The sequence below is a fragment of the Bacillota bacterium genome (genome assembly GCA_040755295.1).
Classification (GTDB): Bacteria; Bacillota; Desulfotomaculia; order Desulfotomaculales; family Ammonificaceae; genus SURF-55.
On the sequence record JBFMBK010000003.1, the window covers coordinates 176238 to 196275 of the forward strand.

Genomic DNA, 20038 nt, shown 5'->3' on the forward strand with positions numbered 1-20038 from the left:
TGTCTAGTTATTCTTGGAAGGATAATCTACCTGATTATTACATCCCTTTTCGGAAAAACCGTAGCTATTCCTTATTAAATACAAAGGCCGTTGCTTTACTTCGTTGTATATACGTCCGATGTATTCACCGACGACTCCTATAGCAAAAAGCTGCACACCGCCAAGAAAAAGAACGACGGTAATCAAAGAAGGATAACCTGCGACGTCCCTGCCGTAGAACAACGTTCGGATTATAATAAACAAGGCATAAACAAAGGAAAAGAAAGCCACAGTAAGGCCAAAATAGGTCGCGAATTGCAACGGAATGTAGCTGAATGAAGTGATACCTTCCAGGGCAAAATTCCACAGCTTCCAGTAATTCCATTTGGTCTTACCCGCGTTGCGCGGATTTCTTTTATAAGGAACCGAAGTCTGCCGGAAACCGACCCAACTGAACAAGCCTTTCATGAAACGGTTGCGCTCGCGGAGTTCTTTAAGCGCCTGCGCAACAGGTCTGCTCATTAGCCGGAAATCGCCGGTGTCTTGAGGTATACTTACTGAAGTCATCCTTTTAATAACTCTGTAAAACAGATGTGACGTCCAGCGCTTAAACCAGCTTTCGCCTTCTCTTTCGGTTCGTGTAGCATAAACTACATCGTAACCCTCACGCCACTTTGCTATAAGTTCGGGGATAAGCTCGGGCGGATCCTGAAGATCCGCGTCAATCGGAATCACAACCTCTCCAGATGCGAAATCAAGGCCGGCGGTTAAAGCAATTTCTTTTCCAAAGTTACGAGAAAGGTCTATAATCTTAATCCTTGTGTCTTTTTCGGCGTAATGAAGCAATCGGTCAAGTGTATCGTCTTTACTGCCATCATTGACACATACTATCTCATACGACAAATTTAATTTTCCCATTATTACTACTAACCTTGAGAAGAAAAGCTCGATATTAGGTGATTCGTTATACATTGGAACTACTATTGAAATTAGAGAATTTGTTCGTGTCATGAAATAACCGCCTTTAAATTATATCCTGATAAAGAAATCCACATGGATATTCGCGTTAAGCTGAAGGCTGATTTCTTAGAGGATTGACCTGCAAATGTCTTTGTTGTTCCAAGTAAAAAGTATATTAGTTTTTTACCATAATTTTTACTGTATCATCCTTATAAACTGCCTTCCAATGGGGGGAAAACTGCAGCGCCACTATAAGCGGCGCATCAACGGGCATTAATACATAGTCAATCCTGTATTTTTCCAGCAGTGATGCCGCCTCCGGTTTAAGCCGAGTAATATCTATGTAATCGTCAAAAACTTTCTTCAGATAAACGTCGGCACGACCGTCAATAAAAACCTTCTCCTCCGGACGGTTCCAGATAAGGTAACCGCCCCAGCCGAAGTCATTAAACATTTTTCCCTTTATCGGGTGAGTCTTTAGGTAATCCAAAGCCGCAACGGGGTACTCCGCATCCTTCGGCGTAAAATTATGGTTTATCACATTCTGTGAGGGAAATCTCACAGTAAGGACAAAGATATAGAAAAATACAACTAGCGGCAAAAGAACAGTTTTCAACCTGGATAAGTCTGTATTATATACAAGTTGCGGTTGAAAATACCTCGGCCATAGAAGACCGCTTACGAGTATGGCGTAGGCAATAAATCTCACATAGAAAAAGGCTGCAGTCCCAAAAATTAAGAAAAGCAGCAAATCGGTTACGAAAATCTTCTTCTTGCTTAGCACGAAGGTTAAAAATGTTGACAGATAATAGACAAGAAAAACTTGAAAATATAAATCGTGAAAATTTGGCGATAACCATTCTTTAATTGTATTTGTCATCTGGCTACTACCAGTAGTAATAAAAGGATAAGCAAGAAGTTTAATTCCGTTCGGGTTTAATGTGGCGGCAATAATACACAAAACAGAGTAAAATAACAATTTAATAATCTGGTGTTTATTCAGGTGGATATTTATAATTCTTGCTTCATTTATCCTTGGCATACCGCAGAAGATATACAGAACGACTACTAAGGGACCGACGAGAAAAGACCCGTGAATGTTTGCCCATAAAACACTGATCAAAGGCAAGACGAAAAGATAGTCTTTTTTCTTATTCACAAACAGATATAGAACATAAAGAAATATTATAAAGAAAAAATAGGAAAATATCTGAGGCCTGATTTGAAGGAAGGGTGTGAGCATTAGTCCGACTGCGAGTAGGGTTAATGCGGCAATTAGGTAGGAATCCTTCGGCATGGAAATTAGCCTGAAGTAAAATGTCAACGCCAAGCCCGCGACTATGAGAATAATACTCAGAACACCCCAGAACCCTCCCGCGAGATATCCAAGATAGAAGAGGACTTCCGCAAGCCATTCGTGCGTTATCCATTCCTGTCCGGAGACAGTCCAGGAGAAGACGTCCTGATGGGGAACGGCATGATGACTGACCATATACTTACCGGCAGCCAAGTGCCACCAGGTGTCGGGATCGGAAATCCCGTTCTCAAAAGATACAATAACCTTCACGAGGATTCCGACAATAATTAAGGTTGTGAGAGCCTTTCGGAAACTGTTCTGTGTCATTTTGCTGCTTCTTCCTGTATATTCTACATAATAACTCATATATCGACTATTCGATAATCTTATTCAATTGAATGTCCCGGACTTCCTTCTTTTTCTGGCGATATTTTCAATTTCCTGCAAGACTTTTTGTTATTACCGAGAAATCAGACATTTCACGATTTTAAGGAATGGAAGGAATGGGGAAGATGAGCGTAAAATAAATCATTAAATTGGGGGTGTCGGAATAATGCCGGCTAAGATAATAAGCGTAATGGCACAGAGGTGCTCCATACGCAAATTTACCAAAGAACCCGTGGCCCGCGAGGTTGTCGAAATCCTCTTGGAGGCGGCACGCTGGGCGCCGTCGGGGGGTAACCTGCAGCCGTGGTTTTTCTATGTGGTAACTGATGAAAAACAGCGGCAGTGTCTCGCGGCGGCGGCCTTGAACCAGGGTTTTGTTGCGAATGCTCCGGTGGTAATCGTAGTCTGCGCCGAACCGTCGCGCTCGGCCAAGCTGTACGGTGAACGGGGCCGGCACCTTTATTGTCTTCAAGACACGGCGGCAGCGGCCCAGAACATACTGCTTGCGGCAACCGCGTACGGTCTGGGGAGTTGTTGGGTCGGCGCCTTCGATGAAACACAGGTCAGATTGTGCATGGGAATTCCGGCGGAGTACAGACCGGTCGCGCTGGTTCTTATCGGATATTCGGCTTTCCATCCGGAAAAACGGACGGGACGGCGGAGCCTCGATGAAATAAGAAAGTACTTATAAAAACACACCTGCGGCTCTGGTATAATACTTCGGAGGGGGTAGAATCAGGTAAACTATTGAGGCAAGGGTTTCAGGTCCGGATTCAGAAGTCAGTAGCCAGAATCCAGAATCCAGAATAGAGAAGGGTCTGCCGGAATGTAAACTGCCCTAGTTCGGGATAAATGCCGAATAGACTATCTTGCAAGTCGTTCCTGAGTTTGTTTTTTATTCTGACTACTGAATACCGGATTCTGAATTCTGACCCTGAATAAATCGAATCAGGATGCAGAAAGGAGCTGTTCTGTTGCTTTTTGATCTTTATTTGCCGACACGGGTTCTTTTCGGCCCTGGAAGCACCTACCGTCTGGGCGAGGAGGCCCAGTCTTACGGCAAGAAGATACTTCTTGTCTCGGGCAGAAACAGCCTAAAGATCAGCGGCAACTTCGAGCGGGTGACCGCTCCCTTTGCTATTAAGAAATTTGAGTTAGTCTATTTTGACAGGGTAGAGCCGGAACCGTCTCTTGAGTGCGTGGAATCATTGCGGCAGTACGCGCGGGAAGAAAATTGCGACCTGATGGTGGCGGTGGGCGGCGGCAGTGTTCTTGACGCCGTCAAAGCCGCTGCCGGACTTTTTAACGAAGACGGTTCGGTAAAAGACTATTTTTACGGCAGGGAGGTAACCCGGCCGAAGCTTCCCTGGTTTGCCGTGCCGACGACCGCCGGTACCGGTTCTGAAGCCACTGCCAACGCGGTGCTCGTCGACCGCGAAGCTGGGAAAAAGCAAAGCCTGCGGCACGCCTTCTGGCTCCCGGACGTGGCGGTGGTGGATCCGATCCTGACGATGTCGCTGTCGAGGGAGTTGACCGCGTCCACCGGGCTCGATGCTCTTACCCACGCCGTCGAAGCGTACACCAACCGCTTTCCAAACCCGCTCAGCAACGCCGTCAGTATCGAAGCCGTGAGACTCATCGTTCAAAACATTCATACCGCCTACTCAGTTTCCCGAAACCGCGACGCGCGCGAACGTATGATGCAGGCCAGTTTTCTCGCCGGAATGGCCATCCAAAACGCCGGTGTGGGGGCGGTTCATGCCCTGGCGCATACCGTCGGGGTACGTTATGCCGTGCCCCACGGTTTAGCCTGCGGTTCGCTCCTGCCGTTTGTCATGGCCTACAACCTGCCGTTGGTGGAAGAAAAATACGGCGCTTTGGCGATTGCTGCCGGAATTGTCCCGGGAGGCACGGACTCGGGCGCCGCCGCGGCGCGCTTTCTTGAATACGTGCGTCGTCTGGTTGACAAACTGGGCTTGCCTTCACGTTTGGGAGACCTGGGGATCAGGGAGGCCGATATTGAAAGTCTGGCTGACGCCGCATTAACGGCAGGTTCCCTTAAGGTAAACCCGCGCCGTGCGACCCGGGAGGAGTTGCAGGAGATCCTGCGCCAGGCGTTGTAGGCAGAATATAGAATGTAGAATATAGAATATGGAATTCAGGATGCAGAATTAGGATCTACTCTTTGCATTGAAAAATACGTTCGAGGCGCGCAAGCGCCGCTTTTTTATCGCTCTCACCGATACGAGCCCGGTCCACGGCCTTTTTGAGAAACTTAATGCTGTGGTCATATGTTACGCGGTCGACGGGAAAGGGAGTGCCGTCTTTACCGCCGTGGGCGAAGGCAAACCTGGCCGGATCACGATAGCTCGGAGCGGTACCGTATACAAGCTCGGCTATAAGACTGAGCGCCCGGACCCCGCGAGCTCCGACGCCGGGTGTTTCCAGAAGACTGATAAAATCTTCGGGCTGCCGTAGATAGCTTTTTTCAAAAACCGTTTTCAATCGCGCCGGGTTCAGGTCGGCAATAAGGAGACGGTGGCGCTCCGGCAGGTCGAGCACCCGGTCCTGTATACTCTTCAGTTCCCCGACCAGCAATTCCGGGCGCTCACCCGAAATAGCGGGCAGGTTTTTGCGTGACCCGTCACTTTCCCTGGCGACGAGATTGAGCGTCGGACCGGAAGTATCGCAGCAAACCGCCGTATGCGGCTCCACCACAAAGTCGCCGCAAGCGTTCGACAGCCAGTGATATCGCCGGGCGCGGCGGGCTTCCGGATTCATGCCTTGCTGAACCACCGTCCAGGTTCCCTTTACCGAAAAAATAAAGGAATGGTGGTAAAGGTCGTACCCGTCCTGAAGCGCGGCCTGATCCACCTTTGCCGTTAGACGCGAAGCTCTCACCAGTTCCTCGGGGTTGGCGCCAAGCGGGTACCGGTCCGCAATCCTTATAATCTCCTCCGGGGTTTTTAAAGCGGTGGCGCCCTTCCCGCCGCAGACGAAAATTCCCAGATCCCTCTGCCCCTCACGCAGGGCCTCTTTCAGCGCGCCGCAGACAGTGGTGGTGAGTCCCGACGAGTGCCAGTCGAAACCAAGCACGCATCCCAGAGCCTGGAACCAGAAGGGATCGCTCAAGCGGTTCAGTACCCCGTCCGGGCCGTCCTCCATGACCATCAATTCCACAAGAACCCGCGCCAGTTCAACCATTTTCTCAAAGAGCCAGCGCGGACACTTTCCCGAGTGCAGCGGGAGGTTGGCGATACCGGTTCGCAAGACGATTCTCCTTCCGAGAATAGTAAAACCGCCAAGGCGCCAAGAAAATACATGACAAGAAAAAGAATATTTGATAACAGTTAAATAGCCATTATCACGTCAATTCTCATGTTTCGTCATGCCGTTGGATGCGCAATATGGAACTCCTCCAAGCAGTAGCTTACCGCTTATTCGGCAGAGTGGCAATAGCCCGCCCTAACCGCCAAGACGCCAAGAACGCCAAAAGTATAATTATATTTTTCTAAACAAGTCAGACTCATTTGCCACAAGAAAAAAACCAGGTGAAACCTGATTCACCCGGTTCTTTCTTTAATAAAGAAACCTAATACTGCAGTTTAATTCAATGTTTGTTCCCGTAACCGTACCCATTCGCTTTTTGAGCTTTACTCTTCTGCGGCTCAACCTTTTTCGGCGCCGGTTGAGGCAATCCGGTCATCCCTACATCCATACGGGTAAGCTTCTTTGCGGCAACGGTTACCACTTTATGCACAGGTTTGTAACCAGGCCGTACCGCCAGGAATTGGTAGGTGCCGGGCGGCGCGTTCAGCACAAAAACTCCGGTTTCGTCGGTGCGGGCGATCCTGAGCATACGTGATTCAATTTGCACGTCAAGCTCTTCTTCCTCAAAATCCTTTGTTATGTCCATTTTCCAATTTTTCATCTTAAGTTGATTTCCTTGCAACAGCGGTCCCGGTTGGTTCGAGTAAGTGAACAAGACTACCGTGGCCCGGTTAAGCGGTTTATTATTGTAAACGTCATAAACCACTCCGCCGACGGAGCCGAACTCCCCGCGAAGGTACACATTCTGGGTTACGGTGGATCCGGGCGCCACTCGAACTGTGGCCCTCCACGGAAGATACCAGGGAGCGCTTACAGATATAACGTATGTTCCGCCCGGAAGGTTGCTGAGCGTGTATGCTCCGCCACCGTCGGTCGTGGTCCAAGTAAGCGGATCATTTTTAGCAAATCGTTTGGCGATACCCGGAGGCAGGTCCTTTTTATCCCATACTCCCCAGGCCGGCGGCACGCTCGCGCCGATCCGCCATGCGGTAACCAGGGCTCCATCCACGTAAGTGCCCGTTCCGACCGTTACCTTTCCTTGAATATCACCTGTGAAAGGCAGATTTCCCGAGTATACTCCCACCACTGTTTGATCCGCAAGTGCCGGAAGCGCAGCTCCGAGAAGCAAACACAGCGTTAAGGCCGCCAATATGGATATCAGTTTTGAACGCATTATTTTACCTCCATTATTATTCTCAAAGGAACTTTCAAATGAACTCACATACCTCCCCCCGGCGATTCGTGCTGTTAATCTAACATACGCGGGGTGTGGAAGCCTTTTGGACGGTACCCTCTAAAAAAAGAGTCTTTTAACGAATATATTTTCAGAACGGATAACTGAAACCAATCGGTTTCATTTCTGACTCTGACGAAGGGGAGGAGTTCGTGAGATTTCTGCAGAAAGAATACGCATAAGCTATCTTTTTCGCGGAGACTGGGGTGCAATCTGTTGGACGACCCGGCGATCAGAGAAGAGTTCTTGTCACGGGCAAAGCGCGGTGACCGAAAAGCAAGAGAGGAACTCATTGAACACCACCGGCATTTTGTGCTCCGCACGGCGCGTGCCTGTTGCAGACAAAACGTGGGCTGGAGCGATGACGTTGCGAGTATGGCGTTGATTGCTTTTGACGAAGCCATTGATGCTTATGACAGCGGTCGGGGCGTTCCCTTTCCGGCGTTCGCGCGAATAGTGATAAGAAGCCGTATCACCGACCATCTTCGCAAGGAGGCGCGCGAAACAAACGGCTTCAGCATTGACGAACTTGACCACGTAAACGGGTCTTCCTCCATAAAGATAGCACACGTACGTTTTTCTGAAGATGAAGTAATAAGGGAACGCCGTGAAGAGATAGAACGCTATGCGAAATTACTGTCCGAATTCGGTTTAAGTTTTAGAGAACTGACGAAGGCGGCGCCGAAGCACCGTGACACGAGATTAAATTTACTGATTGTGGCCAGGGAAATGTCGAAGAATGATACGCTGTTCAAGGTGTTCGTTGAGAAAAAAAGACTGCCGATAAACGAGTTGACCCTTGCTACCGGCGTGCCAAGAAAAACTCTCGAGCGAGGCAGGCGTTATATCGTTGCGCTAAGTCTTATTTTAGGGTATCCTGAGGATTTTACTTATCTATACTCTCATCTTAAATACTGTTGACAAATGTCTTGGGATGAATATCGGCGAACAATTAATGAGGGAAGAGAAATGAAAGAGCAGGAAAAGGGTATTCTTTTAGAAAAAAACGGTGCGGAAATAGTCTTTACCACAGAGGGAAATTTTTGCTTCGTTCAAGCCTCCGCTGCACAAGTCGGGTCCGAAGTTCCGGTTAAACCTCGTTTAATCCACTGGTGGCAGACACTCGCCGCGGCTGCCGCGGTAGCCTTCTTCTTCATCGGCTTCGGACTTTACCGTTTCCTGGTTCCCTCTCCTTGCGCTTACGTTGCGCTCGATATTAATCCCAGCCTGGAATTGGGGATCGACCGTCAGGCCAGGGTATTGAATACAAACCTCCTGAATGAAGATGCCCGCAGACTGGTATCAGGTCTTAAACTTCGCGGCATACCGGTGACAAAGGCCATCGACTTACTCCTGGATAGAGCGGAAGAGCTGCATTATTTAACCCGAGGGCAGTCAGGCGTGGTTATGGTAACCGTAGTCCCGGTTGAAAGGGGAGTCCCTGTACCGAAAACGAGTGAATTGGCTGAAGTTGCCGCAAGTCACATTCATAAGGCGGATCTTCCTGTAAAGGTCGTAGCTTCCTCGTCGGCGTCGGGCATTCGCGGGGAAGCCCGCCGGGAAGGGCTTTCATCCGGCAGATACGCGTTAAAAATTGGAGGGGAGAATTCCGGACGGACGGTAACGATACAAGAATTAAAACGGGAAGGTCTGGCACAGTTTGAAGAAAACAAGAAGGTATCAGTGGAACAGTTGCTCAAAGCCGGAAACCAGAAAGGTATTGTCGTTAAACCCGTAGAGATAAAATACCTGCATAGGTCTAAGGATAACGGTTCCGGTGCGATAAAACCGAAGCAGGACGGCTCTGATCCGGGACGGAAGCCCACTCCGCCGGGAAAGCCGAAAACAACGGTAAAACCCAGGTCTGAAGGGCAATACCGAAACAGCGCGGGGCAAACAGGGGAATCAAGCGGTTCGAGGAACAGATTCGGGAAAGAAAAAGATGAAACCGGAGTTTCGGAACCCGCAGACGGAGGAAATCCTCCTGCGGTTCAATCGAACGACTTGTTGCCGCAGGAAAACGTCGTAAACCCAGGGGTTTACGACCCTGCGGAAACTGGGCAGCATATCTTTACGGGCGGTGAGGACATTATAAAGGAAATGAATAGTAGCGGTTACGGACAAGTTTACGGTGGCATGGATTACACTCCGGAACGTTAGGGGACAGACCGGTAAAGGTTCTTCATTCGCCTCTTCCTTAAATTTTCTGGAACACCCTTGCCGGAGGGTGTATTATTTTTTTAAGATATATTTTGGAGGTCAAGATGATTCCACTCAGAGATACTATCCGTTCCAGAACCTTTCCCATCTTTACAGTAAGCTTAATTATTATAAACATCGTTATATTCCTGTACGAAGCATCGCTTCCCCAGACCGGGCTTGCAGAGCTGGCTAAAGGTCTGGGGGTGGTTCCGGCAAGGGACTTACCCGCGCTTTTCCAAAGCCCTTTAAGTCTCTCGACAATTGTACCCTTTTTCACCGCAATGTTTCTTCACGGCGGCTGGTTCCACGTCCTTGGGAATATGCTCTACTTATGGGTGTTCGGTGATAACGTTGAGGATTCTGTGGGGCGCGGGCGGTTTCTGGTTTTTTACCTTTTGACCGGGATAATCGGGAGTGTGGCCCATGTTCTGGCCAATCCCGGGTCGGCCATGCCTACGATAGGGGCCAGCGGGGCGATTGCCGGCGTTTTAGGGGCTTACCTGGTAAGCTTCCCGCGTTCAAGGGTGTTGACGCTCGTCCCCTTGTTATTTGTGTTCCTGGTTGAAATCCCCGCGACCTTTTTTATCGTTCTGTGGTTCGGGATGCAGCTTCTAAACGGGGTTGCTTCCATCGCGGTACCGGGCGAGACCGTCGCCTGGTGGGCGCACATAGGAGGTTTTGTCTCGGGCGCAGTGCTTATTCGATTCTTCCGGCGGTAAACTCCGCATCGATGGTTTGTCCTTCGAAGGATGTATCGCCCTTCTGGTAGTACCGCAATAACCTTGCGCCGATGGCCCGCGCGAAGAAATAATTAATAGCGCCGGCGGCGAGCACCCCGATCAGGGGCAGAAGCCGCGGGATTAATTGACGCTGGCTGGCGCGCAACCCCAGGTTGATAAGGATCCTTTCCAGGATTTCGTTGGTCAGCTGCTTTGAGAACTGTGCCGCGACCAGCGTGGTGAGCCGCTTGTTGATACCATGAATGCCCACGGCGAGGGTAAAGGCCAGAAGAGCCTCACGTTGCGCGGCGGGACTCCGGGTGTCACGCCCATAGAGGGTTGCCAGTTCAAGGACCAATCGGGTAATCGCCATGCCTAGGACGCTTATATCTATCGCGGCGCCGCCTAAAATCGCTATTAACGTTCCCAAACCAGGCATTATAGCGGGGATCGCGGTAAAACACCCTGCCAGAGCGCACAACAAGCATTTTTCCTTTATTACCATCCATGCCAGTTCTTCTCTGTCCAGTTCGGGATACTCTTTCCTAATGTTTGAGATCTTGCGCCGGGCGGCATCCACACCCGCTTTACCGAACGGATTAAAGCCGAACATTTGTTTTCCCTCCGTGAAAGTTATTATACCATGAGCGGGTACCCTCCCCAATAAACAGAACCAACATAACGGGGTTATCTTTCCGGAGTCCGCTTCGCCAAAGAACTAAAGGTGGGCAAAACCCACCTTACTATAACCTGGCCGCCAAGACGCCAGGAATGCCAAAAGTATTTTCCCATTTTCTAAACAGAGTCAGAACCTAATTTATCAACAACAAGCAAAAGGCATAATTTCATATATAGGAAAAGGGCGAGCGTTTTTCACGCCCGCCCCTCTTACACGTTTACGCTTGTTTAATTAACGGTACCTGTCGCTTTAAGTATTCGCTCGGCCATTACCGCCGAAACGGCGCGTGTGGTATCGGTCCGCGGTGCAAAGCTGCCGTCCGTATTACCGGCGATAATTCCGGCTTTCACCGCCGACGCGACGCTGGTCTGCGCCCACAAAGCGATCTGGTCGTTGTCGGAGAACTGCGCCAGCAGTTGTGCGGTTTCGCCGTCGGCAAGGGCTACGGAGGCGTTTGTTTTTTCAAGTACACGCAACACTATCGCCGCCATCTCTTCACGGGTGATGGTACGTTCCGGCGCAAATTCACCTTCGCCGATGCCTTTGACCAGACCCGCCTCATAAGCGGCTTCGACCGCGCCGTAATACCATTTGTCGGCGGATGCATCGGTAAAGGTTGGTGTTTCAGGTCTGCTTTCCATGATACCGAGAGTGCGCAGCATAAGCGCCGCAAACTCGGCGCGGGTCACCGCACGCTCCGGCTGGAAACTGGTGTTTGAAACACCCTTTACCACGCCGCGGGCGTTCATGAAAGTGATGCTGCGTTTTGCCCAGTGGACGCCGATGTCCGAAAAGCCGCTGTTATACGCCAACACTGCGTACTTGCTTAGATGGCTGAGGTCCACCGAAGCCTTTCCGTCTTCGGCGGTTCCTCCTACGCAGGTGAGCGTGCCGTCGTCATTGATCCGGTAGACGAAGAGGCTGTTCTGGTCGGTCCCGGCGGAAGCGTTGTAGGCGATGATGAGGGTCACGGACTTGTGCAGCGTCGCGTTGCCGGAGCCGCTGGTGATCTCGATGCTTACTGCGCCGCCGACGGCCGAAAGGTTGGAAGGCAGGTTCGGCGGCGCGGAAACGGGCTCGACGCTTACCGTCACATTCTGCCCGGAAGGTAAAGTCCCGGCGGGGATTGTAAGGTCGGCCCACCTGGTGTCGATTGTAAGACTGGCACCCCCGCTCGCCATAGCATCCACCGACGTTCCCGACAGGCTGACGTTGACCGGGGTTTCCACCGTGCTTACATCTACGGTAAGCGCTGTTTGTCCATCGTCGAGCTGCTCCTGCACTGCAGCGTCCGATACCGCGGCGTCGGTCTCGCCATCCGGTGTTGTGCTCAATGTCGGTGCAACTTCTCCCGTGGATGTCGTCGGTGTCGGTTGGGTTTGCGGTGTCGTACTCGATCCGCCGCCGCCGTCCGCCGAAGCCCTGGTTACGGTCAGCGTGTAGGTTTTAGTGGAACTCCCTTGACCTGTCACGACCACAGTGATGGTGTTGCTGCCGACATTCAGGCTGACTCCCTGTGCCGAACCGCTTGCTACAGCGTTGCCGTTTATCGTAATAGCCAGATTCCCTGCCGCCGCAGTCGGCGTGACGTTGAGGGTGCTTACACTGTTGGCGACCGCAGCGGTATAACTCGTAACGTCCGAGTCGAAAGCCGGGGTTAAAGTGCCGGAACTGATAGTCAGATTGCTCAGGGAAACGTCGGGTTCGATCTCGTACTTGGTGAAGTGCGCGACCGGAAGGGTCAGGGTACCGTTGTTTTCGCCGTATACGAAGGTGGCCGTTCCCCAGTCGACCAGGTTCGGGGCCGCAGTAGCGCCGTCATCGTAAACAGAAGTCACGTTAAGTATCGCTTCATTGAGGGTTATAGGCCCCGCCAGCTGAGCGTCACTGAAGTTGGCCGCCCAGTCGGCGAATTTTTCTTTAATGTTAAACAACCTGATCGTTGCTTCCTTATCGTTGAGGTAGTCTTGCGCCTCCGCCTGGAGAGCCGGATCGGTATAAACGTGAACATCCACCGAAGGTTCTCCGGAAGCGAAGGTCATGCCCATGGCCTTGAAAACACTGCAGATTTTCGGCGGGCTGCTCGGGCCGGCACCTTCCAGGAAATCTATGTAGTCCTGAACACCTGCTTCATACTGGGCGAACTCGATCTCTCCCGTGGCCCGATAACCTCCCGGCATTGGGTCGCCTTCCGGCGTAAGGTCGGGTTGATAAATGATAAACGCTACCGGCGCGCCGGCGTTCATCTGTTTCATATTGAGGCCCGGCGAGTCAAATGTCGGGCGCGATTTTACCGGAGGCCCCGACAGGAACGGCCACCCTCCGGGGAACAACACCTTTTCCGCATCGGGCGGTTCAAGGTCCATGTTTACCAGAACGATGTCCAAATCGCCCGAACCGCTGACAAGAGGGAATGACTGTCCATAGGTTACGCCCGGGGGTCCTCCGCTGTCCTCGTAAACCTGTACGGCTACCGGGCTGGGGCCGCCTCCCGCACGGTTTTGGTCGTTATTAATAATGGGTGTGGTAAATGCGACGCCGCTGCCGCTCGGGGCTCCGGCAAGCCGCCAGTTATTGGTTTGGCAGCCGTAGACAACGTCACTTATAGTGAAACTGCCGAAATCCTCCCTGCCGAAAGCCACGCTGTAGTTTCCGGCCGGGAGTCCGTACACTGTAAATGAGAAGGTATCCGGCGTCCCCGGCGTCTCCCGATAGTAATAGATGTGGTCGGCGTCGGTGTCCCCGTTGCCGCCAAGCGTTACACTCAAGACGGTTATGGTCAGATTGGAATCCACGTAGTTCCCTGCAGCATCGTAAACCGTCACCGTCACGGGGTATGTTCCGGGATCTATCACGCTCGTATCAATCGTCCAGATCTTACCCTTCAGGTTACCGTCCGTCACCACGGTCGAGGATGAAGCGCTGATTCCGCTAAGGACGAAATCGTCGTCCTCAATGGGGCTTAATACATCGCCGGCGTAAACCTCCACCGTTACATTGTTGTCGGGCGGGGCGTTTTTAACCTTTATGTTCGGGTTTACCTGGCATGAGTGTATTTCAGGCGGGGTTGTGTCGTAAACGAAGGTGCTGGTCGAACTGCCCACCGGCGGCCCGGGGAAAGCATCGAAAGCTGAAAGATTCAACAAGTAAACGCTGTTCCCTACAGAGGTGCCGGAGAAATCCAGGTTCCAACTGTAAACAGAACCAACCGCGCTCAGGGCGTTATCCCATTTAGAATCGGATACGGCGGTTCCTCCTTCGTAAACGGTGCCGTAAACAACAGAAACGGAGGAGCCGCTGGAATCGAAATTACCGGTTACACTGCTTAAATTCTTTGAATAAGTAACTCCTCCTACTGTTGTGCCGGAAGTGATTGTCCACGTAGCCAGCGCGACCCCGGGAGCCGCCAGGCACGCCATAGATAAAAGAAAGATCACCAGCGGCTTCAGGGCGCCGCTTTTTACTTTAAACATCCGCAGGACACCCTCCTTTCAAAATGATGGTCCATTTTATACTCACCAACATTCCGCCCCTTCCACCCCCCAGCAGGTTGGCTGTTTAGATAATTAATGATTTAGAGAGGCCGTCTCTACGCAACATCAAAACCTGAGAATCACAAATATATTTATCGGAATAAACTGGTCACACTTAACAGTTAAACACAGCGTAAACTCGAAAAAAAGGAGACACACGCCTTGGCGTGTGTCTCTTCGCGCTAAATTGACTGTTAGTACCTGATGTCGGTAAGCCAGTTCCAACCTGCGTTATTGTCCCAGTTAGCCGCGCTGTCTTTGAAACAGAAGTTCATTTCCGCGTTGCCGTGTGCGGGCAAGGAAATCGCGAAGCTGCCGTCGTGTTCGCGCCTCATCTCAGCGGTACTGGTATTTGTCCAGCCGTCGTATCCATAGTAGCAGAATACGCGGTCGGCGCCGCTGTTCTTGAGCAGGCCTTCGTAACGGATAAAGACGTCTCTACCCTTGATTGCCGGCGACGGCGAAACGTCGACGCGCTGGTCCAGTACATGTTTACCGTTGGCAATAAACATATATTAACCTCCTTTTAGCGAAATTTTTAAACTCTATTTCTATGTTGCGCCGCCTAGTGACAAAAATACTTGGCAAATATTACGGCAAATTCTTGTGTTCAATATCACTTAGCTATATCGAGAAGCTCTTTACGAATCGTCGTAAACTCTGAATTGTGATATGGATGTGTTTCAGGTGCGTGTAACGCACAGCATCGGGGAAGCCGCCTGTCTTGGTCGGATTTCAACTAATTTGATCGTCCGGGTGCAATTTACCCGCCGGGCTGAATATATTTTTTCATATGGTTGTCCTATTTCGAAAGGGGAGGTAGACAAAAATGGACTCGGCGAAACTGAGCATCTGGGTTTCGGGCATCGACGACCCGTGCGGCGTCGACAACAAAAGGTGGTATATCACGATCTATGATTGCAACGGAAACGTTCTGCAGTGGGGGAACAGAAAGTACGTTGTTCTCCCGGCCCAGTACGGGCACCTTGAGGTGGACGTGCCTCCGGGTTGTTACTACGTGAAAGGTGTATGGGGTTTTACCGTCGTGGTACCGGGGTTTGAGTATATGGCCAACCACTTTACAGACGCGGCGATAGTACAGGCTCGCTGCGGCGAAACGGTTTGTGCGAAGCTGTTCAACCCGTCGGCCCACCGCTGCGGCAGCATCATCGTCCGCGCGATAATGGACCTGGTGCAGCAGAAGGCGATCAAGTCGGAGACCGCGCGTAAAGTCGTGCAGGCGATGGAAGAACTCCTGGCCGAGCTTCCCGTGCCTGCTAAAGAGTTTGAACTTGGACATCAAAGCGAAATAGAAAAACTCGTCTGCGAGCTCGAATGCGGGGGGAAGGCTCAGTGCAGGAAACCTGACGTGTAGAGACGGAACGCCGCCGGTTCTCAAATCCGGGAAGCACCTTAAAGGGCGGTGTTTGGGTTTGCGCAACAGCCGCCTTTCTTTTTGAGCTTGACTCGTGTTAGAGACTGTAGAGGTATCTTTTTATTTGGGAAGGAAAGGTGAGACCGTTTTTATGTAGAACATTATTATTTCAGAAACGACTTTGTTGAGCGGCCTTTTGATGAAGTTAAACCTGCGTTTCAGCCTCAGGGAGCAGCGTGTGGGTATGGATACAAAGCATGTAAAATGGCTTATCAGCGAATTGCCTGTATTAATCGAAAAAAATATCATCCCGCAGGAAAGCGCTGAAAAACTGCGCAATTATTACGGCGACGCCGAAGTCGGTGACGGGCGGCGAATCGCCTTAATTGTCTGCAGCATCCTGGGCGCCGTTTTGATCGGCGGCGGCGTCATACTTATTCTGGCTCATAACTGGGATTACCTCACACGTCCGTTCAGGACTTTTCTGTCACTCGCCCCGCTTGTTCTTGCTCAACTCCTTGCCGGATGGGTAACCTGGCGCCGCATGGAGTCCGCCGCTTTAAGAGAAGGGGCGGCCACCTTCCTGATGCTTGCCGTCGGGGCATCCATCGCCTTGATCAGCCAGACCTATCATATATCGGGACTCGGGGATAACTTTCTGCCGATATGGATGCTGCTGAGCGTGCCGTTGGTCTATCTGATGCGCGCCAACCTTCCGGCGGTTTTTTATATCGCGGGCATAACCGTCTGGAGTGCCGGGGCCGGGGAGGGACATTCATATTACTACTGGCCGCTGGCGGGGCTTATAATCCCTCATTTCTGGATTCTCGCAAGAGAATACCTCTTCTCGAACCGGCTTGTCGTTCTTTCATGGGTACTTGCTCCTTCACTTTGTGTGGCTGTAAACGTTACCTTGCCACAGTTAGTTGAGTCTTTCGGCGTAGCCTTAATCTCCGGTGTTTTCGCAATCTATTATCTCGGCGGAAGTCTTTTCTACATGGAGAGACGTGAATGGTGGCGGCAGCCTTTTGAAAGCCTGGGGGCGGCGGGAATTATCGTAATTTCGTTTTCGCTGACCAACCAGGGAATATGGGAGAATTTCGTCTGGCTTGCAAATCGGCCCGGCGGCGCCGGTACATTTAACCCGCTGCTCGTATTCGGCCTTCCGATTAGTCTTGTTACGTTGTGCCTTCTTGCCGTTTGCGTGCGCCGGGGCCGAAAGGGAAAAGAGGCGCTCGGGATTGCGCCGTTGATAGTTACTCTGGGCTATGCGTTTTTGGGACATCCGGTATCAGCTGTCAGCGAAACCGGCATTCATGACAGTGTTGTTATACCCGCCGTGTTATTCAACCTGTACTTCTTTATTATCGCCACTGCCACCATTATTTCCGGAATCCGGAACGGGCGCCTTGTTACCGTTAACGTTGGGATGCTATTGCTGGCGGCGCTGATCCTTGCGCGCTTCTTCGACAGCGACATCGGATTTGCGGTTCGCGGCGTTGTCTTCATTGTCGTCGGCATAGGTTTTCTGGCGGCCAACCTCGTGCTTTTACGCCGCGTCAAAGGGGGTGCGGCATGAAAAGTAAACACTTGATACCGGCGCTTTTCATACTTCTGGCGATCATCCAGGTCGCCGTACCCGTTAAGATGATTTTTGACCGGGAAATAACCTTAAAAACCGGACAGCGGTTTAAATTCCACACCGCTCCCGTCGACCCTTACGACGCCTTCAGGGGCCGGTATGTGGCAGTCGGCATCGAGAGCAGTGCCGTCCCCGCCGTCGGCGTCATTGGATTAAAACGCGGCCAAAAGGTCTACGCCCATATCGCCGTTGACGAGCAGGGTTTTGCCGCCTTCAGCAAAGTTACCGCGCGACCGCCTGAAGGCAACGCCTACGTCAAGACCAGGGTGAATTTCGTTATAGATGAACCTTCCGGAACAAAGGTGTATTTCAAGGCGCCGTTCGACCGTTACTACATGGAAGAAAAGGACGCGCCCGCCGCCGAAGACGCCTACCGCACGTACGGCATAAACCCGGAGCGTCCCCGGGCTTACGTAACGGTGCGCGTCAAAAACGGGCTCGCCGTGCTTGAGGAGCTATACATAGACGGAAAACCGATACGTCAGTTTCTTCGCGAAAACGGGCGGAACCCGGGATTATGAATAAGGCGCAATATCGGTTTTCCTCGGAAATGAAAGACTTCCTTTCCAGGCTGTGCATGTCGCGCTCCGCCGCACCCGGAAGCTGGTCGGTCGTCTGGGATCCAGCCGGTGCCGGGGATGATGTATTTTCAACCTGGGTCTATCCAGTAACCCGTCAGGCTATTATCGAAAAGAGTAAAAGTCTTCAATTCTTGAATATCGGAGACTTAGGCGTGAGCGCGGTCTGCCTCCGGCGCGGTCACGGCATTGTCGTCGAAGAACGGCCGGTTGACCTGAAAACACATCTCCGGGGCGAAAAAAAGGTTTTCTACGGGTTTAAAATGGGCAAAAACGTGCTCTATTATTGTGTCACTACGTGGCCGCGCGAAGGATTGCCCGGTGTTCTAAAAGCGCGCGCCTTATTGGATCAACTTGCGAAAGGCGACCTGAAATCCGACTATCGGCCGTATTTGCCGGAAAGCCGGGTCGTCGAGCTTATTGCGTCAGGGTTCGGTCTCAGGTGGGTTCACTGCCGGCACAAGGAATACTACTATCGTGACCGCAGGTTCAGGTATATCAGCGTCGAAGGACACCTATTGGAACCCTCGTTGAACGTTCAAATATTCATTTTTGATAAGGAAGACTCCCTCCAGTGGCTTATGGCCAAGGCGAAGCCCGTCCCGGAATACGAGCGGATGCCGTCGAGACATATCGCGCACCGCGTCCACGGTCAGAGTGTGTTGGTGTTGACGGAGGATTTATGCGACACTGGGAAGACCGGGTTAGAAACGGACCTGCATCTAACCCTGCAACGACTCGCAGCAGGTCTGGAAGGGGGTGTTTTTAACCTTTCTGCTGTTGATATATCCACGATTCACACCGTTGACCCGGAGTTTCAGTGGAAGAACATGCTCGGACGGTATGGATAAAGCTATACGCGGCTTATCGCCGCGCCCTACGAAAGAGCGCTTATTTCCGAGAGAGTTCGCCATGCGGGCCTTTAGCTCGCACCAAGGGAAATCCGAAAATGACGCTGTAAACAGCTATTTTACTTTTGATAAATATTCATTTCCTGATTCTTGGCGTCTTGGCGGTTGATCAATTTTAAGGAGGTGCAGGGAAATGTCGGAGAAAACCATCATCGACTCCGAGGGAACAGAAAAATATATAGAAAAGTTTCTGGCGCCGGTTACTGATGCCGCAAACGCCGCGGAAATGCTGCGCGGACGTCTGGGCACGTACCCGTTTTACGCGCTGTTTCTTTACAGTGAAGTAGACGAAGATATCGCGGAATTTGTCAGGGTAAAGGGCTCCTGGCTGCACAGTCTGACCGGCAGCGACTGCCTGGTTGGCGTATTGGAAAACCCGGGGGAGTGGGGAGAAGGATGGGAGCGTCACTGGCGGCAAAGGCTGGGAGAGGACTACGACAAGGTTTCTGCGGAATGGCTGAAACTGAAACCGTTCGACCGCAACACCGCTTTTTCGCTGGCGGAACTTCTCGAGGTGGAAAAGAACACCCTTCCGTGTATCGTTTTTATGGAATCCTTTGAGGATAATAAGATCCTGTGCATCCCCTTGGTAGCAGATAAAGCAGGTTATCCAAAGTATTTTATGGACGTCTTCGCCGCTATCGGGCACGCCGTTGATGCCCCGCCCGGAGAAAGGCTTCAAGCCTTGCGTTCCGAGTGGCGAAAGGTTTGGGCCAAGTGGATACTGCCGGAAAAGATTAAACACTTGACGAAGGTACTTCAGGAATGGGGATCTATCCTAAAAGAAACAAAAGAAGCCCTGATTAACGCCGTTGAACCGTTGACGCCGCTGTTGCGCAACGTAAAAAACGCCTTGGTCCCCGGCGAAAAATAACGATTCTGAGAAGAAACATATAATTTACATCAGGTAATGCAAAAGTGAACGCCCCCGAAATGTTTACCAGCGGGGGTTTTTTATTGGACTTTTATTGTCCCGGTTTTCTAAATGAAAACGGATAAAGAGATACTGCAGATTTTGTAGTTATTTTTTGGTATTTTATCTCGCGGTTTTGGAAGGAAAATGTTAGTATTTGTGTGTATATAGCGTTAAACCGTGTTTTTGCTTTTAGGAGACGGCTGCAAAACTGCGCCCGGCTGTTTCAGAAGTCGGATGCAGGATGTCAGAAGTCAGAGTGCCAGAGGGATGTGAAACACTCTGTTTAGGAGGTTGTC

Annotated in this window: 17 protein-coding genes; 10 read left to right on the forward strand and 7 right to left on the reverse strand. The window is 51.3% G+C overall.

The window, feature by feature from the left end; translation table 11 throughout:
- Positions 1-3 precede the first annotated feature (3 nt).
- Both AB1500_03950 and AB1500_03955 read right to left on the reverse strand, forming a co-directional pair.
- Positions 4-990, reverse strand: coding sequence for a glycosyltransferase family 2 protein (locus AB1500_03950; protein ID MEW6182315.1), 987 nt, complete (start codon positions 988-990; stop codon positions 4-6).
- A gap of 124 nt (positions 991-1114) precedes the next feature.
- Positions 1115-2563: a hypothetical protein gene (locus tag AB1500_03955; GenBank protein MEW6182316.1), complete on the reverse strand. Its 1449-nt coding sequence runs from the start codon at positions 2561-2563 to the stop codon at positions 1115-1117.
- 226 nt (positions 2564-2789) lie between these two features.
- On the opposite strand from AB1500_03955, the gene AB1500_03960 reads away from it, so the two are divergent.
- Entirely contained in the window at positions 2790-3314 is a 525-nt protein-coding gene (locus AB1500_03960) for a nitroreductase family protein (GenBank protein MEW6182317.1), read from the forward strand.
- A gap of 283 nt (positions 3315-3597) precedes the next feature.
- Entirely contained in the window at positions 3598-4746 is a 1149-nt protein-coding gene (locus tag AB1500_03965) for an iron-containing alcohol dehydrogenase (protein MEW6182318.1), read from the forward strand.
- A 55-nt stretch (positions 4747-4801) separates the two neighbouring features.
- Here the strand turns inward: AB1500_03965 and AB1500_03970 are convergent, their stop codons facing one another.
- Positions 4802-5893, reverse strand: a complete 1092-nt coding sequence (locus tag AB1500_03970) for a DUF763 domain-containing protein (protein ID MEW6182319.1) — start codon at positions 5891-5893, stop codon at positions 4802-4804.
- A 340-nt stretch (positions 5894-6233) separates the two neighbouring features.
- On the reverse strand, positions 6234-7127 hold the full coding sequence (locus AB1500_03975; GenBank protein MEW6182320.1) for a carboxypeptidase-like regulatory domain-containing protein: 894 nt from the start codon (positions 7125-7127) through the stop codon (positions 6234-6236).
- Positions 7128-7403: 276 nt separating this feature from the next.
- On the opposite strand from AB1500_03975, the gene sigI reads away from it, so the two are divergent.
- From sigI to AB1500_03990, 3 genes are all read left to right on the forward strand, one after another.
- Positions 7404-8108, forward strand: coding sequence for an RNA polymerase sigma factor SigI (gene sigI, locus AB1500_03980; GenBank protein ID MEW6182321.1), 705 nt, complete (start codon positions 7404-7406; stop codon positions 8106-8108).
- A gap of 48 nt (positions 8109-8156) precedes the next feature.
- Positions 8157-9347, forward strand: a complete 1191-nt coding sequence (locus AB1500_03985; protein MEW6182322.1) for a hypothetical protein — start codon at positions 8157-8159, stop codon at positions 9345-9347.
- 104 nt (positions 9348-9451) lie between these two features.
- Positions 9452-10108, forward strand: a complete 657-nt coding sequence (locus AB1500_03990; GenBank protein ID MEW6182323.1) for a rhomboid family intramembrane serine protease — start codon at positions 9452-9454, stop codon at positions 10106-10108.
- Here AB1500_03990 and AB1500_03995 read toward each other — a convergent pair.
- The 3 genes from AB1500_03995 to AB1500_04005 form a co-directional block, all read right to left on the reverse strand.
- On the reverse strand, positions 10086-10721 hold the full coding sequence (locus AB1500_03995) for a hypothetical protein (protein MEW6182324.1): 636 nt from the start codon (positions 10719-10721) through the stop codon (positions 10086-10088). The two genes, AB1500_03990 and AB1500_03995, sit on opposite strands and share 23 nt — an antisense overlap.
- 293 nt (positions 10722-11014) lie before the next feature.
- On the reverse strand, positions 11015-14260 hold the full coding sequence (locus AB1500_04000) for an S-layer homology domain-containing protein (protein MEW6182325.1): 3246 nt from the start codon (positions 14258-14260) through the stop codon (positions 11015-11017).
- Positions 14261-14514: 254 nt separating this feature from the next.
- Complete coding sequence (locus AB1500_04005) at positions 14515-14832, reverse strand: carbohydrate-binding protein (protein MEW6182326.1); 318 nt, start codon at positions 14830-14832, stop codon at positions 14515-14517.
- A 317-nt stretch (positions 14833-15149) separates the two neighbouring features.
- On the opposite strand from AB1500_04005, the gene AB1500_04010 reads away from it, so the two are divergent.
- From AB1500_04010 to AB1500_04030, 5 genes are all read left to right on the forward strand, one after another.
- Positions 15150-15695, forward strand: coding sequence for a hypothetical protein (locus AB1500_04010; protein MEW6182327.1), 546 nt, complete (start codon positions 15150-15152; stop codon positions 15693-15695).
- Between the two features lie 199 nt (positions 15696-15894).
- Entirely contained in the window at positions 15895-17274 is a 1380-nt protein-coding gene (locus AB1500_04015; protein MEW6182328.1) for a DUF2157 domain-containing protein, read from the forward strand.
- The gene (locus AB1500_04020; protein MEW6182329.1) at positions 17271-17858 is read left to right on the forward strand and encodes a GDYXXLXY domain-containing protein; all 588 of its coding nucleotides are present in this window, start codon (positions 17271-17273) and stop codon (positions 17856-17858) included. The genes AB1500_04015 and AB1500_04020 overlap by 4 nt, the downstream gene beginning before the upstream one ends.
- Positions 17855-18766 carry a hypothetical protein gene (locus tag AB1500_04025; protein ID MEW6182330.1) on the forward strand — a complete coding sequence of 304 codons (912 nt, stop codon included), beginning with the start codon at positions 17855-17857 and terminating at the stop codon, positions 18764-18766. The genes AB1500_04020 and AB1500_04025 overlap by 4 nt, the downstream gene beginning before the upstream one ends.
- A 193-nt stretch (positions 18767-18959) precedes the next feature.
- Positions 18960-19700 carry a hypothetical protein gene (locus tag AB1500_04030; protein ID MEW6182331.1) on the forward strand — a complete coding sequence of 247 codons (741 nt, stop codon included), beginning with the start codon at positions 18960-18962 and terminating at the stop codon, positions 19698-19700.
- Positions 19701-20038: the final 338 nt, after the last annotated feature.

Coding starts and splice junctions, on each gene's coding strand:
- AB1500_03955 (MEW6182316.1), bottom strand. CDS start 2,563: ATGACACAGAACAGTTTCCGAAAGGCTCTCACAACCTTAATTATTGTC.
- AB1500_04010 (MEW6182327.1), top strand. CDS start 15,150: ATGGACTCGGCGAAACTGAGCATCTGGGTTTCGGGCATCGACGACCCG.
- AB1500_04015 (MEW6182328.1), top strand. CDS start 15,895: ATGAAGTTAAACCTGCGTTTCAGCCTCAGGGAGCAGCGTGTGGGTATG.
- AB1500_04000 (MEW6182325.1), bottom strand. CDS start 14,260: ATGTTTAAAGTAAAAAGCGGCGCCCTGAAGCCGCTGGTGATCTTTCTT.
- AB1500_04005 (MEW6182326.1), bottom strand. CDS start 14,832: ATGTTTATTGCCAACGGTAAACATGTACTGGACCAGCGCGTCGACGTT.
- AB1500_03975 (MEW6182320.1), bottom strand. CDS start 7,127: ATGCGTTCAAAACTGATATCCATATTGGCGGCCTTAACGCTGTGTTTG.
- AB1500_04020 (MEW6182329.1), top strand. CDS start 17,271: ATGAAAAGTAAACACTTGATACCGGCGCTTTTCATACTTCTGGCGATC.
- AB1500_03990 (MEW6182323.1), top strand. CDS start 9,452: ATGATTCCACTCAGAGATACTATCCGTTCCAGAACCTTTCCCATCTTT.
- AB1500_04030 (MEW6182331.1), top strand. CDS start 18,960: ATGTCGGAGAAAACCATCATCGACTCCGAGGGAACAGAAAAATATATA.
- AB1500_03960 (MEW6182317.1), top strand. CDS start 2,790: ATGCCGGCTAAGATAATAAGCGTAATGGCACAGAGGTGCTCCATACGC.
- AB1500_04025 (MEW6182330.1), top strand. CDS start 17,855: ATGAATAAGGCGCAATATCGGTTTTCCTCGGAAATGAAAGACTTCCTT.
- AB1500_03995 (MEW6182324.1), bottom strand. CDS start 10,721: ATGTTCGGCTTTAATCCGTTCGGTAAAGCGGGTGTGGATGCCGCCCGG.
- AB1500_03950 (MEW6182315.1), bottom strand. CDS start 990: ATGACACGAACAAATTCTCTAATTTCAATAGTAGTTCCAATGTATAAC.
- AB1500_03985 (MEW6182322.1), top strand. CDS start 8,157: ATGAAAGAGCAGGAAAAGGGTATTCTTTTAGAAAAAAACGGTGCGGAA.